We start from the raw sequence: 13,974 nt of genomic DNA, 5'->3' as shown, positions 1-13,974 counted from the left end.
GTTTCCTCATCGCGAGCCAATCTCCTGACCGAAAGCAAATCCTCCGATCGAAACATTGGACGGGCTAACCGAGAAAAGGTTCCCGAACATTTTTCCCGGCGGCCCGACTACGCTACCGCTTCGACCAGCAGCTTGTCTGCAGCTTGCGCGCGCCGTTGCGGCCAGCAGATGATCAGGCCGAGGATGCGCCTGTTGGAAGACCCTGCCGTCGCTCAAGCAGCCGCCGCCGCAGCGAGGCCGCGCGCCAGATCGGCTTTCAGGTCGTCGACGTCTTCAAGTCCGATCTGCAAGCGGATGAGCGGGCCGTCATAAGGGCCCTTGGCGACGACGCGGTCGCCGAGGAAGACCGGCACGGCAAGGCTCTCATAGCCGCCCCAGGAATAGCCAAGGCCGAATATCCTGAGCGCGTCGAGGAAGGCATGCTGCTGTTTCTGGCCGCCGCCAGCAAGGACGATCGAAAAAATGCCGCTCGAGCCGCAGAAGTCGCGCTTCCAGAGAGCGTGATCGGGGTGGCTGGCAAGCGCTGGATGCAGCACGCGCGCCACGCCCGGCTGGCCCTCCAGCCAGCCGGCGATGGCCAGTGCGCTGCGCTGATGGTGGTCGAGGCGCACACCCATGGTGCGCAGGCCGCGCAGCACCTGATAGACATCGTCCGGCCCAGCGCAGCAGCCCATCGTGTAGAACGTCTCGCAAAGCTGTTTCCAGCAGGCCTTGTTGGCCGACGCGGTGCCGAGCAGCACATCGGAATGGCCAGCCGGGTATTTCGTCGCCGCATGAATCGAGATGTCGACGCCGTGGTCGAGCGGGCGGAAGTAGAGCGGCGTCGCCCAGGTGTTATCCATCATGACGATCGCGCCTGCCGCGTGTGCCGCGCTGGCGATGGCCGGTATGTCCTGCACCTCGAACGTGTTGGAGGCCGGCGATTCGGTGAACACGACCCTGGTGTTGGGCTTGATCAGCGCCGCTATACTGGCACCGACATGCGGATCGTAGTACTCAACCTCGACGCCCAGCCGTTTCAGCATCGTGTCGGCGAAATTGCGGGTCGGGTGATAGACTGAATCGACGATCAGGACATGGTCGCCCGCCGACAGGAAGGCGAGCAGCGGGACCGTCACCGCCGCCAGGCCCGAGGGCACCAGGATCGTGCCGGCCGAGCCTTCGAGCGCGTCGATCGCGCCGGCAAGCGCGTCGGTGGTCGGCGTGCCGCGCGTGCCGTAGGTGTATTTCTGGCTGCGTGCCGCCATCGTCGCCGCGTTGGGATAGAGCACGGTCGAGGCATGCACGACCGGCGGATTGACGAAGCCGAAATAGTCGTGCGGATTGTTGCCCGAATGGGCAAGCCGCGTGTTGATGCCCATTTCGTTGCCGTCTTTTGCCATTGCGCTTCGCCTCTGATGAAGCGCTAGCCATAGTGCGGCGGCATTGGCCGCGCAACCGTTCGCCACCCGCCAGCCGGCGGGCTTTGGATATGCCAATTCATCGCACGACAAGTCAGTCATGGGCCGTAAATCCGAGCGACGGGTTTTGCCGGCCCAGCCCCCGATTTGCGTTGACCGGGCTTTGCCGGCTTTGTTCGCACGGCTGGCTAATTTCCAGGCGCGTTTGTCTGCAATTCAGGCATTTGCGGCAATTGGTTTTCAAACTCTTTCGGTTTAGGTCATTTCCCTTGACCTCACTGAAATAATCGCCTTCGATGCAGTTCGTGAATGGGAGGCGGCGCGTCGGTTGCGATGCGGGGTTCCGGGAATGGGCCGGAACCGGAAGCTGCGTTCACACGGAAAAAGTCAGGTTCGCCTGAAAAAAACAGAAAAGGGTCTGTGGGTTATGAAACACATTGCAATCGGCATTCTGGGCGCCGCCGCGCTTGGGTTGGTGGCTTCGGCGGCGTCGGCGGCCACGCTCGACGACGTCAAGGCCAAGGGCTTCATCCAATGCGGCGTCTCGACCGGTCTGGCCGGCTTCTCGGCGCCGGACGACAAGGGCGACTGGCAAGGCATCGATGCGGATTTCTGCCGCGCTGTCGCGGCCGCCGTTTTCGGCGATGGCACCAAGGTCAAATTCACGCCGCTCAGCGCCAAGGAACGCTTCACCGCGCTGCAGTCAGGCGAGATCGACATCCTGTCGCGCAACACCACCTGGACCATCAACCGCGATACCGCACTCGGCCTGAACTTCATTGGCGTGACCTATTATGACGGCCAGGGCTTCATGATCAACGCCAAGAAGCTGCCGGGCGTGAATTCCGCGCTGCAGCTTTCCGGCGCGGCGGTCTGCGTGCAGAGCGGGACCACGACCGAGCTCAACCTCGCCGACTACTTCAAGTCGAACAAGATGGAGTACAACCCGGTCGTCTTCGAAAAGCTGGAAGAGGTCAACGCCGCCTACGACGCCGGCCGCTGCGATGTCTACACCACCGACCAGTCGGGTCTCTACGGTATCCGCCTGACGCTTGGCGCCCCGGCCGACCACGTTGTGCTGCCCGAGATCATCTCGAAAGAACCGCTTGGACCGGCCGTGCGTCAGGGTGACGACCAGTGGTACCACATCGTCAAGTGGACTTATTTCGCGTTGCTGCAGGCCGAGGAACTCGGCATCACCAAGGCCAATGTCGACGAGATGAAGAACTCGGACAACCCGGAGATCAAGCGCGTGCTCGGAACTGAGCCCGACACCAAGATCGGCACCGATCTCGGTGTCTCCAATGACTGGGTGGTCAACATCGTCAAAGCTGTCGGCAACTATGGCGAAATGTTCGAACGCAATGTCGGTTCGGGCAGCCCGCTCAAGATCGCGCGCGGCATCAACGCATTGTGGACCAAGGGCGGCCTACAATACGCTCCGCCGATCCGCTGATCGAAATGTGATCCGGAAGGCAGCTTTCTGCCTTCCGGTTTCTCTTTCCAGGGGATGGTCGAATGGCATCGCAGGAAATTCTTCGCGAGGAGCCAAGCCGCAGCTCCTTCATCAACGATCCGAAGGTCCGCGGCATATTCTTCCAGGCGGTGGTCGTCATCGTGCTGGTGGCGTTGGTTTGGTGGATCGTCCAAAACACCATCGACAATCTGACGCGCCTGCGCATTGCATCAGGCTTCGGTTTCCTCAGGGGCCGCGCCGGCTTCGACATTAGTGACAGCGCCATCGCCTACTCGTCGGATTCCACCTATGGACGCGCCATTCTGGTCGGCTTCATCAACACGCTCATCGTTGCCGTCTCCGGCATCATCACCGCGACCATAATCGGCTTTATCCTCGGCGTCGGCCGACTTTCGCACAATTGGCTGATCCGCAAGATCTGCACGGTCTATGTCGAGGTCTTCCGCAACATCCCGCCGCTGCTGGTCATCTTCTTCTGGTATTCAGGCGTGCTTTCGGTGCTGCCGCCGCCGCGCGAGAGCATCAATTTGCCGTTCAGCTCCTTTCTCAACCAACGTGGCTTTTATTTTCCGCGCGCCATGTGGGGCGAAGGCTCCTGGCTGATCCTGGTCGCTCTGCTTCTCGGCATCGCCATGGCGTGGTTCGTCGCCCGCAAGGCGCGTCAGCGGCAGATGGCGACCGGCCAGCAATTCCCTGTGTTCTGGACATCGGCGGCTTTGATCATCGGCTTGCCGTTGCTGGCCTATGCGCTGAGCGGCTTCCCGCTGAGCTTTGATTATCCAAAGCAATCGACCTTCAACCTGACCGGCGGCTTTCAGGTCAAGCCGGAGTTCCTGTCGCTCTATTTGGCGCTGTCCTTCTATACGGCCGCCTTCATCGCCGAAATCGTGCGGGCCGGCATCATGGGCGTCAGTAAGGGGCAGACCGAGGCAGCCGGTGCCCTCGGGCTGCGGCCGGGATCGATTCTGCGGCTTGTCGTCATTCCGCAAGCCATGCGCATCGTCATTCCGCCGCTGACCAGCCAGTATCTGAACCTGACCAAGAACTCGTCGCTGGCCATCGCCATCGGCTACCCGGACCTGACGGCGACGACCGGCACGGTGCTGAACCAGACCGGCCAGGCGATCGAGTGCGTGCTGATCATGATGGTGGTCTATCTCGCGCTCAGCCTGTTGACGTCGGCGATCATGAACGTGGTCAACGCCAGAATGGCGCTGGTGGAGAGGTAGCGACATGCAGGAGCACGACCTTTCCTTCGTCCGCGTCGAAATGGCGCTGGCACAGTCGGCGCCAGCAAGTGAGCGCGGTCTGGGCGCCTGGATACGCAAAAACCTGATTGCTTCGACCGGCGACACGATCCTGACCATCATCGGCATCGTGCTGGTCGCGATGATCCTGCCGCAACTGATCAGCTGGGCTTTCATCAACGCCCAATGGACCGGCACCGACCGTACGTTCTGCGCCACGGTGGCGCAGGGCGGCATCCAGCCGGATGGTTGGTCGGGCGCCTGCTGGGCCTTCGTCAACGCCAAATTCGGCCAGTTCATGTTCGGCCGCTATCCGATCGATGAGCGCTGGCGGCCGATCCTGGTCGCCATCCTGTTCGTGGCGCTTCTGGTGCCGCTGCTCATCCCGAAGGTGCCTCGCAAGGGTCTGAACGCAATTTTGTTCTTCGGGGCCCTGCCGATCGTTGCTTTCATCCTGCTGGTTGGCGGCGTGTTCGGCCTGCCGCATGTCGAAACCCCGCTATGGGGCGGGCTTCTGGTGACGCTCACCCTGTCCTTCGTCGGCATTGCCGTGTCGCTGCCGATCGGCATTGTGCTGGCGCTGGGGCGGCGATCGAAGATGCCGATCGTCAAGATGCTGTGCGTCATCTTCATCGAGACGGTGCGCGGCATCCCGCTGATCACCGTCCTGTTCATGGCCAGCGTCATGCTGCCGCTGTTCCTGCCGGCCGGCGTCACCTTCGACAAGTTCCTGAGGGCGCTGATCGGTGTCTCGCTGTTTGCCGCTGCCTATATGGCCGAAGTGGTGCGCGGCGGCCTGCAGGCGATCCCCAAGGGCCAGTATGAGGGTGCGGATTCGCTCGGCCTCGGCTACTGGCAGAAGATGGGCCTGATCGTGCTGCCGCAGGCGCTGAAGCTGGTCATTCCCGGCATCGTCAATACCTTCATCGGCATGTTCAAGGACACCAGCCTGGTCTCAATCATCTCGATGTTCGACCTGCTCGGCGTCGTCAAACAGAATTTTTCCGACGCCAACTGGGCAACGCCGCAGACGGCCAGGTCCGGCCTGGTGTTCGCTGCCTTCGTCTTCTGGATGTTTTGTTTCGGCATGTCGCGTTATTCGATGTTCACGGAACGCCGGCTCGATACCAGCTACAAACGCTAAGAACAAAAAAGGGGACCTTCCATGGCCACAGAAAATGCAGTCAGCGCGGAAGAGATCAAGGTCAATGCCGCCAAGATGCAGGTATCCACCACTGACGTCGCCATCGACATCATCGCTATGCACAAATGGTACGGCGAATTCCACGTGCTGAAGGATATCAATCTGAAGGTGATGCGCGGCGAGCGCATCGTCATTTGCGGCCCTTCTGGCTCCGGCAAATCGACGATGATCCGCTGCATCAACCGGCTGGAAGAGCACCAGAAGGGCAAGATCATCGTCGATGGCAAGGAATTGACCAACGACCTCAAGAAGATCGACGAAGTGCGCCGCGAGGTCGGCATGGTTTTCCAGCACTTCAACCTGTTCCCGCATTTGACCATCCTGGAAAACTGCACGCTGGCGCCGATCTGGGTGCGCAAGACGCCGAAGAAGCAGGCCGAGGAAATCGCCATGCACTTCCTCACGCGCGTCAAGATCCCGGAACAGGCCAACAAATATCCCGGCCAGCTTTCCGGCGGCCAGCAGCAGCGTGTCGCCATCGCCCGCTCGTTATGCATGAATCCGCGCATCATGCTGTTCGACGAGCCGACCTCTGCGCTCGATCCCGAAATGATCAAGGAAGTGCTGGAGACAATGGTCGGCCTCGCCGAAGAGGGCATGACCATGCTCTGCGTCACCCACGAGATGGGCTTTGCCCGCAAGGTCGCCAACCGGGTGATCTTCATGGATCAGGGCCAGATCGTCGAGCAGAACACGCCGGCCGAGTTCTTCGACAATCCGCGCCACGAGCGCACAAAACTGTTCCTGTCGCAGATCCTGCACTGATCGCTCTCACGCGAATCAAAAGAGCCCGGCCGAAATCCTGCCGGGCTCTTTTGCGTCTGGGCCGTCAGCCGGCGATTGCGCCCCGATTGCGAGGCCGTCCCTCATGAAAAAGCCGTCCCTCGTGAAAAAGCTTGGGCGTTTTTTCGCCATTCTGGTGGTGGCAAACGTGCTTGCCGTGGTTTTGGGCACGTTCATTCCACGGCCGCTCTTGCCGCCGGCCGCCGCCGATCCCGTAGCCACCAGGCACATCCTGGTGCTGAAAAATCTGATCCACACCGATATCGCCGTCCCGGTCGATGACGACGTGCGCAAGCGCTTCCATTTCCTGGTCGATGGCGGCATTCCGGACGACATGGCTGGGGTCCGCTACATCGTCTTCGGCTGGGGAGGCCGCGCCTTCTATCTGGAGACGCCGACCTGGTCGGAACTAAAGGCGGTGCCGGTGATGAAGGCGCTGACACTGGACGCATCGGTGATGCATATCGATGTCGCCGGCAACGTCGAGCCGCACCCCGACGTCGCCGGCTTCGACATCAGCGAGGAGCGTTTTGCGGCGCTGCTCGACTTCATCACCGCCAGTTTCCAGCAAGGGCCGAACGGTCCCATCCCAGTCGAGAATGCCGCCTATTCCAGTTCGACCGCTTCTACGAAGCCAACGGCCATTTCAACGCGCTGGTTGGCTGCAACACCTGGACAGCGGCGGCTCTGCGTATCGCCGGCCTGCGGACAGGCTGGTGGAATCCGCTGCCGGCCTCGCTCGACCTGTCGATGCGGATTTATAATTGATGCTTGGCACTAGTGTCCGACGGTTTCCGGTACCTGCCAGCCATAAAGCCAATCGAGATCGGCGGCGAGCCTTTCCGGAGAGCGCAATCTCAGAAACAGGTTGCGCGCGACCGCCACCGGCCCGGAAGCGTGCCAGGCGAGACGGTTGACAGCACCGCGGCGGGCGACCTTGGCGATGCGCGGGCGCCGCACCTTTTCCCAGGCGGCAAGGGCGCTCCAGGGATCGGCAGGCGAGGCGGCGACAAAACCGGCAAGGGTTGCGGCATCCTCGATCGCCATCGCCGCGCCTTGCGCCGCAAACGGCGTCATCGCATGCGCGGCGTCGCCGATCAGCGCGATGCCGGCGGGCGTTGTCCATGGCTGTGCCTGGTCGACCGTATGGATCGGCCATGCGGTCCACGGGCCGGCATCCTCGGCAAGCCGGGCCAGTGCTGCCGCGGTGCCACGCATCGCGCCGACGAGGATGTTGGGGTCGGCGTAACCCGACCAGCCCTCGGCGATGATCTCGCCCCTGGTGAAGGCGGCCAGGTTGAACGCCGTGCCGTTGCTGACCGGATAGGCGACGAGGTGAAAACCGGGATGCAGGAAGGCGGTCACGCAATTGGCGGCGCCGACCGCCGCAAGCGCTTCTCCCGCGACACTGTCTGCACTGATCGTAGCGCGCCAGGCAAGCTCGCCCGAAAACCGGCTTTTGGCCGCAAACCCGCCAAGAGCACGGATAGCCGACCACACGCCGTCGGCGCCGATCAGCAGAAAGCCGTCGGCTTCGACCGTCGTGCCGGCAATCTCGACTGTTGCCGTGGTATGGCGCGGTCCTGCGGCGATGCCGCCGACGCGCGCGCCGGTGACGAGACTGATGTCCGGCTGTTCGGCAAGGCGCGCCATGAGCGCGTCTTGCAGATCGGCCCGATGAGCGACGAGATAGGGCGCGTGCCAGCGCCTTTCGGCTTCTTCGCCAAGCGGCACCCGCGCCAGCTCGCGCAGTGTGGCGGCGTCCCTGAGCACGACCGCCTCCGGCCGCACCGCCGCCGGCAACAGCCGGTCGAGCACGCCGAGCTGGCGAAGGATGCGCGTTGCGTTGGGTGACAGCTGGATCCCGGCGCCGGCCGCTTCGAGGCGCGGCGCCTGTTCGAACAGCCGCACCAGATAGCCCTGTTCGGAAAATGCCAGCGCGGCGGTCAGTCCGGCGACGCCGGCTCCGGCGATAACGACCTGCCGGGACCGGGTGTCGTCCATGGGGATGGCGTGCGCGTCAGGCGGCCTGGTCGATATAGAGGCATCCGGCAGGCTGCGTTTCCGTCGCCTTCAGCTTTGGCGAATAGCGATAAAGCGTCGAGCAATAGGGGCAGACCTTTTCATTGTCGTCGCCCATGTCGAGAAACACATGCGGGTGGTCGAAAGGCGGGTTGGCGCCGGTGCACATGAATTCCTTGACGCCGATGTCGATCGCCGCATAGCCCGCATCGTTCTGGAAATGGGGAATGGAACCGCCTGCCATCGTCGTCTCCTACATGTGCCGCATGACCCCGGATCATGCGCAAATCAAAATTCCACCGCGTCCTTTGCGCGTCCAAGGGCGCGCCGCGCTGTAGCCTGATTGCATCTGGATCATAAGCTGTCTCTTTGCAAGATCGATGAAATCAAACTGTCGTAAAAGCCTGTCACAGGATAAGCTAAGCCGGTTAAGGCATGGCCCCGAAAACCGAATTCGGTTTCGCTGGGGATCATGCCTAGCTTAAGAGTGGTAGAGCGTCCTTTGCGCGTCCGGAAAGACGCGCGATGCTCTGGCCAGCGGGTGCGAAACGAGCAGGAACCATGAACGAACTAAAGCCGGTGCAGAGCGAATTCACCACTGTCGAGGTGGCGAGCCCCGAGGGCGGCAACCCGGACCGCTTCGTGAACCGCGAGTTTTCCTGGCTGCAATTCAACCGCCGCGTCCTCGAGGAATCGCTGAACGCCAATCATCCGCTGCTCGAGCGTGTCCGCTTCCTGTCGATTTCGGCCGCCAATCTCGACGAGTTCTTCATGGTCCGCGTCGCCGGTCTCGCCGGCCAGGTTCGCGAAGGCATCACGCTGAAGAGCCCGGACGGTCGCACCCCCGAACAACAGCTGGAACAGTTGCTGCGCGAAGTCGAGCGTCTGCAGGAGGACCAGCAGAAAAGCCTTTCCGCGCTGATGCTGCTGCTCGACAAGGAAGGCATCGAGAGCATCAGCCGCGATGGGCTGACCAAGGACGAGAAGGCCTGGCTCGAGGATCATTTCCAGGAGCAGGTGTTTCCGGTGCTCACACCGCTGTCGATCGACCCGGCGCATCCATTCCCGTTCATTCCCAATCTCGGCTTCTCGATGGCCCTGCAATTGCGCCATCGCAGGAATGGCGAGGAGATGAGCGCGCTGTTGCGTCTGCCGGTGGCGCTGAAACGCTTCATTCGCTTGCCCGACCGCAAGCGTCATGTCCGCTTCATTCCGCTGGAAGAAGCGGTCGGCCTCTATATCGGCAAGCTGTTCCCCGGCTACGAAGTCAAGGGCTCCGGCACGTTCCGCATCATCCGCGACAGTGACATCGAGGTCGAGGAGGAGTCCGAGGATCTCGTGCGCCTGTTCGAGACGGCGCTGAAGCGGCGCCGCCGTGGCTCGGTCATCCGCATCGAATTCGATAAGCTGATGCCGGCCGAACTGCGCGAGTTCGTCGCCGGCGAGCTTGGCGTCTCGTCGAGCCGCATCAGTGTGCTCACCGGTCCGCTGGCGCTCAGCCAAATTTCCGAGATCGTCGCCATCGCCCGCGACGACCTCAAATTCACGCCCTATAATCCGCGCTTTCCCGAGCGCATCCGCGAGCATGGCGGCGACTGTTTCGCCGCCATCCGCGAGAAGGACATCATCGTTCATCACCCCTACGAATCCTTCGACGTTGTGGTGCAGTTCCTGCGCCAGGCGATGGCCGACCCGGAAGTCGTGGCGATCAAGCAGACGCTCTATCGAACCTCGAACGACAGCCCGATCGTGCGCGCTTTGGTCGACGCGGCGGAGGCCGGCAAGTCGGTTACCGCGCTGGTCGAGCTCAAGGCGCGTTTCGACGAGGAAGCCAACATCCGCTGGGCGCGCGACCTCGAGCGCGCCGGCGTTCAGGTCGTGTTCGGCTTCCTCGAATTGAAGACACACGCGAAAATGTCGCTGGTGGTGCGGCGCGAGGACGGCAAGCTGCGCAACTATGTGCATCTCGGCACCGGCAACTACCATCCCGTCACCGCGCGCATCTACACCGACCTGTCCTTCTTCACCACCGCTCCGACGATCGCCCGCGACGTCGCCCAGCTGTTCAATTTCATCACCGGCTACGCCGAGCCGACCGATGAGATGCGGCTGGCTATCTCACCCTTCACGCTGAGAAGCCGGATTCTCAAGCATATTTCAGACGAGATTACCCATGCGCTGGAAGGCCGGCCGGCCCGCATCTGGATGAAGATGAATGCGCTGGTGGATCCGATCATCATCGACGCGCTTTATGACGCCAGCCGCGCCGGCGTCGAGATCGATCTTGTCGTGCGCGGCATCTGCTGTCTGAGGCCCCAGGTGCCGGGCCTGTCGGAAAACATAAGGGTCAAGTCGATCGTCGGCCGCTTCCTCGAACACAGCCGCATCTATTGTTTCGGCAACGGCCACGGACTGCCGTCGGACGGGGCGGTCGTCTACATCTCATCGGCCGATTTGATGCCGCGCAATCTCGACCGTCGCGTCGAAACCATGGTGCCGATCACCAATCCAACGGTGCATGAACAAGTCCTCGGCCAGATCATGCTGGGCAACATCATGGACAACCAGCAAAGTTTCGACGTATTGGCTGACGGAACCTCCCGGCGCGCCACGCTTGAGGAGGGCGAGGAACCGTTCAACGCGCAGGAATATTTCATGACCAATCCGAGCCTTTCCGGACGCGGTGATGCGCTGAAATCGCATGCGCCCAAGCGCATCGCGCAGTTCAAGCGCCGCAAGAAAAACGCCACAGCGACCGGCTGATGATTTCAACGTCCCAGGGCCGGCTTCAGGACCGCCGACCGCTGTCCATCATCGACATCGGGTCGAACTCGATCCGTCTTGTCGTCTATGAGGGGCTGGCGCGCTCGCCGACCGCGCTGTTCAACGAAAAGATGCTGGCCGGCCTCGGTCGCGGCATCGTTTCGACCGGAAAGCTCGATCCCGAGGCGGTGACCCGCTCGATGGAGGAGTTTCGGCGTTTCCGCGCGCTGTCCGAGCAGGTCGGCGCCGAGCAAATGTATGTGCTCGCGACCGCCGCCGCCCGCGAGGCGGTCAACGGTCCCGATTTCATCCACCGCGCCGAAGATGTACTCAAGACCGAGGTCCAGGTGCTGAGCGGGCGCCAGGAAGCCCACTATTCCGCGCTTGGCGTCATTTCCGGCTTCCACCCGGCCAACGGCATCGCCGGCGACCTCGGCGGCGGCAGCCTCGAACTGGTCGACGTCGATGGCGAGGCAATCGGCGACGGCATCACGCTGCCGCTGGGCGGCCTGCGTCTGCAGGACATGGCCAAGAACTCACTGGCCCAGGCGGCAAAGATAGCGCGCGACGAACTGGCACGGGCAAAGCTGCTGAAAGGCGGGCAGGGCAGGCCGTTCTATGCGGTCGGCGGCACCTGGCGAAACCTCGCGCGGCTGTACATGGAAATGACCAGCTATCCGCTGAGCGTCATGCACCATTACGAGATCGGCATCGACAGCGCTACGAACTTCCTCAAGCAGGTCGCCAAGGGCGAGATCGAGAAGGTAAGGGGTATCGAGGGCGTCTCAAAGAACCGCCGCTCGCTGCTGCCCTATGGCGCCATCGTGCTGCAGGAGATCATGGCGGCGATGCAGCCGTCCAAGATCATCGTCTCGGCCCTGGGCGTGCGCGAGGGCTTCCTCTATTCGCTGCTCGACAAAGCCGAGCAGACGGCAGATCCGCTGATCTCGGCCTCGGAGGAACTCGCCCGGCTGCGTTCGCGCTCGGTCACCCACGCGCATGAGCTTGTCGAGTGGACAGGCAAGACCTTCGCCGCCTTCGGCATCGAGGAGACGGTCGACGAGGCGCGTTATCGCCAGGCCGCCTGTCTGCTTGCCGACATCGGCTGGCGCGCACATCCCGAATATCGCGGCAAGCAATCGCTCAACATCATTGCCCACGCTTCCTTCATCGGCGTCGACCATCCCGGCCGCGCCTTCCTGGCGCTGGCCAACGCCTACCGTCATGAGGGCATCTTCAACGAATCGATCGCGCCGGAAATCAAAGCACTGACGACGCCACGCTATATCGAGCGCGCCCGCGTGCTGGCCGCCGTGATGCGCGTCGTCTATCTGCTGACGGCGGCGATGCCGGGCGTCATGCCGCGGTTGAAATGGGAGAGCCGCGGCAATGGCGTGCTTGCGCTGGTGCTGCCGGCGTCGCTGGCCGACCTTTACGGCGAGCGGCCGGCCGGCCGGCTGGCACAGCTGGCGAGGGTCACCAACCGCCGGCTGGTGCTGGCGGTCGAGGGCGGCCCCGATATGCCAGCCAAGTAATCTGGCTCAGACAAACAGCTTGTGCCGGTCAAGTCGTTTCAGGGCCGATCCGAAGTATCCGCCCATCGACCGACCACGCGCCGGCACCGGCCATCGCCAGCGCCAGAAAGCCGCCTGATAGGGCGATGTCCTTCATCAGCATCTGCTGGTGCATGAAGGCGAGCGTCGGGTCGTCGCTGCCCTGGCCATAATGGCCGATGAAGCCTGCCGCGATGCAGAAGGCGGCAAGCAGAAGCGCAAAGACAGGTGTCTTGAAGCCGACGAGGATGAGCAGCCCGGCGATCAGTTCGAACAGCCCAGTGCCCCAGGCAGCAAGCGTCGGCAGCGGTAGGCCGAGGCCGGCGAAATAGCCCGATGTGCCGGCGATGTCGCTAAGCGCGTGAAAGCCGGACGGAACGAATAGCGCGGCGAGCAGCAGTCGGGAAAGCAGTAGCAGCGCATTGCGGGGCATTTGGTCACCTCCGAGGTCGGCCAGCCGGTTGGCTCACCCCGACGTCTCGATCTTAGCAGAAATTCGAGCCAGGCCACTCGGCCCGGCCAATCGAAGGTCGTTAGATCGACAACGAAAAAGGGCGCGAAAAATTCCGCGCCCTTGCTGCACTAGTTATTAGCCTGCGTCAGCCGCGCTTGGCGTCGACCGAATAGGCGCCGGCGCCTGAGGAAGCCAGCACGAGGAAGCCGCCGGCAATCGCCAGGTTCTTCATGAAGCTGATCATCTGCATCTGATCGGCCCAGCCGGTGTGGGCGACCAGTCCCGTGGCGACGGTGAAGATTGCCAGCACCCAGGCGGTGATCCGGGTCTGAAAGCCGATGAGGATGGCGAGACCGCCAAGCAGCTCGATCAGGCCGACGACAATCGCCGTTACGGTCGGCATCGGCAGGCCCATGCTGCCGAAGTAACCGGCGGTGCCGGCGATCGCAGTGAGCTTGCCGAAACCGGAAAGCACGAAAATGACTGAAAGCAGAACGCGGCCAAGCAGGATGGTGGCCGAGGCGTTGGAAACGGTGCCGGAACCGGCAACGGATGTATTGGTGGACATGATGGGCTCTCTCCGGAAGGGTTGCGTTACCCATCCACATAGAGCAGGCCGACTGTTCACCAAAGATGCAGATTTGGTTACAGATTGTTCACAGCAGTAACGTTTTTGCGATCAGCTCAAAATCATCCCGGATGCGTCATGTCCTCCGGGCGCACCAGGCGGTCGTAGTCGGCCTCGCTGACCAACCCGGTGGCCAGCGCTTCCTCGCGCAAGGTTGTGCCCTTCTTGTGCGCGGTCTTGGCGATTTTGGCGGCGTTGTCGTAGCCGATGGTCGGCGCCAGCGCCGTCACCAGCATCAGCGAGCGGTCGAGTGCGGCCTTGATGTTCTCTTCCCGCGCCTCAATACCCGCGACGCAATTGTCGGTGAACGAGATGGAGGCGTCGGCGAGCAGCTGCACCGATTGCAGGAAATTATAGGCCATCAGCGGGTTATAGACGTTGAGCTCGAAATGGCCCTGGCTGCCGGCGAAGGTCAGTGCGGCATTGTTGCCGAACACCTGGAT

Annotated in this window: 11 protein-coding genes and 2 pseudogenes; 7 read left to right on the top strand and 6 right to left on the bottom strand. The window is 62.4% G+C overall.

The genetic code is table 11. From position 1 onward, the window contains the following. Nucleotides 1-212 precede the first annotated feature (212 nt). On the bottom strand, nucleotides 213-1,382 hold the full coding sequence (locus tag EOA85_RS11925) for a cystathionine beta-lyase (RefSeq protein ID WP_127209547.1): 1,170 nt from the start codon (nucleotides 1,380-1,382) through the stop codon (nucleotides 213-215). A 445-nt stretch (nucleotides 1,383-1,827) separates the two neighbouring features. Here EOA85_RS11925 and EOA85_RS11920 point away from each other — a divergent pair, with 445 nt between their 5' ends. From EOA85_RS11920 to EOA85_RS11900, 5 genes and pseudogenes are all read left to right on the top strand, one after another. Further along, a complete protein-coding gene (locus EOA85_RS11920) occupies nucleotides 1,828-2,856 on the top strand; it encodes an amino acid ABC transporter substrate-binding protein (RefSeq protein ID WP_127209546.1) in 1,029 nt (342 codons plus the stop codon). 62 nt (nucleotides 2,857-2,918) lie between these two features. Continuing rightward, nucleotides 2,919-4,106 (top strand): amino acid ABC transporter permease, encoded by a 1,188-nt coding sequence (locus EOA85_RS11915; protein WP_127209545.1) that lies wholly within the window; start codon nucleotides 2,919-2,921, stop codon nucleotides 4,104-4,106. A gap of 4 nt (nucleotides 4,107-4,110) precedes the next feature. Further along, on the top strand, nucleotides 4,111-5,268 hold the full coding sequence (locus EOA85_RS11910) for an amino acid ABC transporter permease (RefSeq protein ID WP_029354255.1): 1,158 nt from the start codon (nucleotides 4,111-4,113) through the stop codon (nucleotides 5,266-5,268). A 21-nt stretch (nucleotides 5,269-5,289) separates the two neighbouring features. Further along, nucleotides 5,290-6,093, top strand: a complete 804-nt coding sequence (locus EOA85_RS11905; protein WP_065008990.1) for an amino acid ABC transporter ATP-binding protein — start codon at nucleotides 5,290-5,292, stop codon at nucleotides 6,091-6,093. 103 nt (nucleotides 6,094-6,196) lie between these two features. Next, nucleotides 6,197-6,879, top strand: a pseudogene (locus EOA85_RS11900) (TIGR02117 family protein). A gap of 9 nt (nucleotides 6,880-6,888) precedes the next feature. Here the strand turns inward: EOA85_RS11900 and EOA85_RS11895 are convergent. Further along, complete coding sequence (locus EOA85_RS11895) at nucleotides 6,889-8,115, bottom strand: FAD-dependent monooxygenase (protein ID WP_127209544.1); 1,227 nt, start codon at nucleotides 8,113-8,115, stop codon at nucleotides 6,889-6,891. Nucleotides 8,116-8,131: 16 nt separating this feature from the next. Beyond that, nucleotides 8,132-8,377: a zinc-finger domain-containing protein gene (locus tag EOA85_RS11890; protein WP_029354249.1), complete on the bottom strand. Its 246-nt coding sequence runs from the start codon at nucleotides 8,375-8,377 to the stop codon at nucleotides 8,132-8,134. 317 nt (nucleotides 8,378-8,694) lie between these two features. On the opposite strand from EOA85_RS11890, the gene EOA85_RS11885 reads away from it, so the two are divergent. Both EOA85_RS11885 and ppx read left to right on the top strand, forming a co-directional pair. Next, a complete protein-coding gene (locus EOA85_RS11885) occupies nucleotides 8,695-10,896 on the top strand; it encodes an RNA degradosome polyphosphate kinase (protein ID WP_127209543.1) in 2,202 nt (733 codons plus the stop codon). Continuing rightward, nucleotides 10,896-12,431, top strand: coding sequence for an exopolyphosphatase (gene ppx, locus EOA85_RS11880; protein ID WP_127209542.1), 1,536 nt, complete (start codon nucleotides 10,896-10,898; stop codon nucleotides 12,429-12,431). Before EOA85_RS11885 ends, ppx begins: the two co-directional genes overlap by 1 nt. Before the next feature lie 28 nt (nucleotides 12,432-12,459). Here ppx and EOA85_RS11875 read toward each other — a convergent pair whose 3' ends face one another. From EOA85_RS11875 to fumC, 3 genes and pseudogenes are all read right to left on the bottom strand, one after another. Next, nucleotides 12,460-12,882, bottom strand: a complete 423-nt coding sequence (locus EOA85_RS11875; protein WP_127209541.1) for a DoxX family protein — start codon at nucleotides 12,880-12,882, stop codon at nucleotides 12,460-12,462. A 166-nt stretch (nucleotides 12,883-13,048) separates the two neighbouring features. Then, nucleotides 13,049-13,471, bottom strand: a complete 423-nt coding sequence (locus EOA85_RS11870; protein ID WP_029354237.1) for a DoxX family protein — start codon at nucleotides 13,469-13,471, stop codon at nucleotides 13,049-13,051. Between the two features lie 122 nt (nucleotides 13,472-13,593). Beyond that, nucleotides 13,594-13,974 (bottom strand): annotated as a pseudogene (fumC, locus tag EOA85_RS11865) (class II fumarate hydratase); the annotation flags it as partial.

It is taken from the genome of Mesorhizobium sp. M5C.F.Ca.IN.020.29.1.1, assembly GCF_003997375.1.
Taxonomy (GTDB): Bacteria; Pseudomonadota; Alphaproteobacteria; order Rhizobiales; family Rhizobiaceae; genus Mesorhizobium; species Mesorhizobium wenxiniae.
The sequence above is the reverse complement of the archived record's forward strand: the minus strand, read 5'-3'. Positions and strand labels throughout refer to the sequence as shown.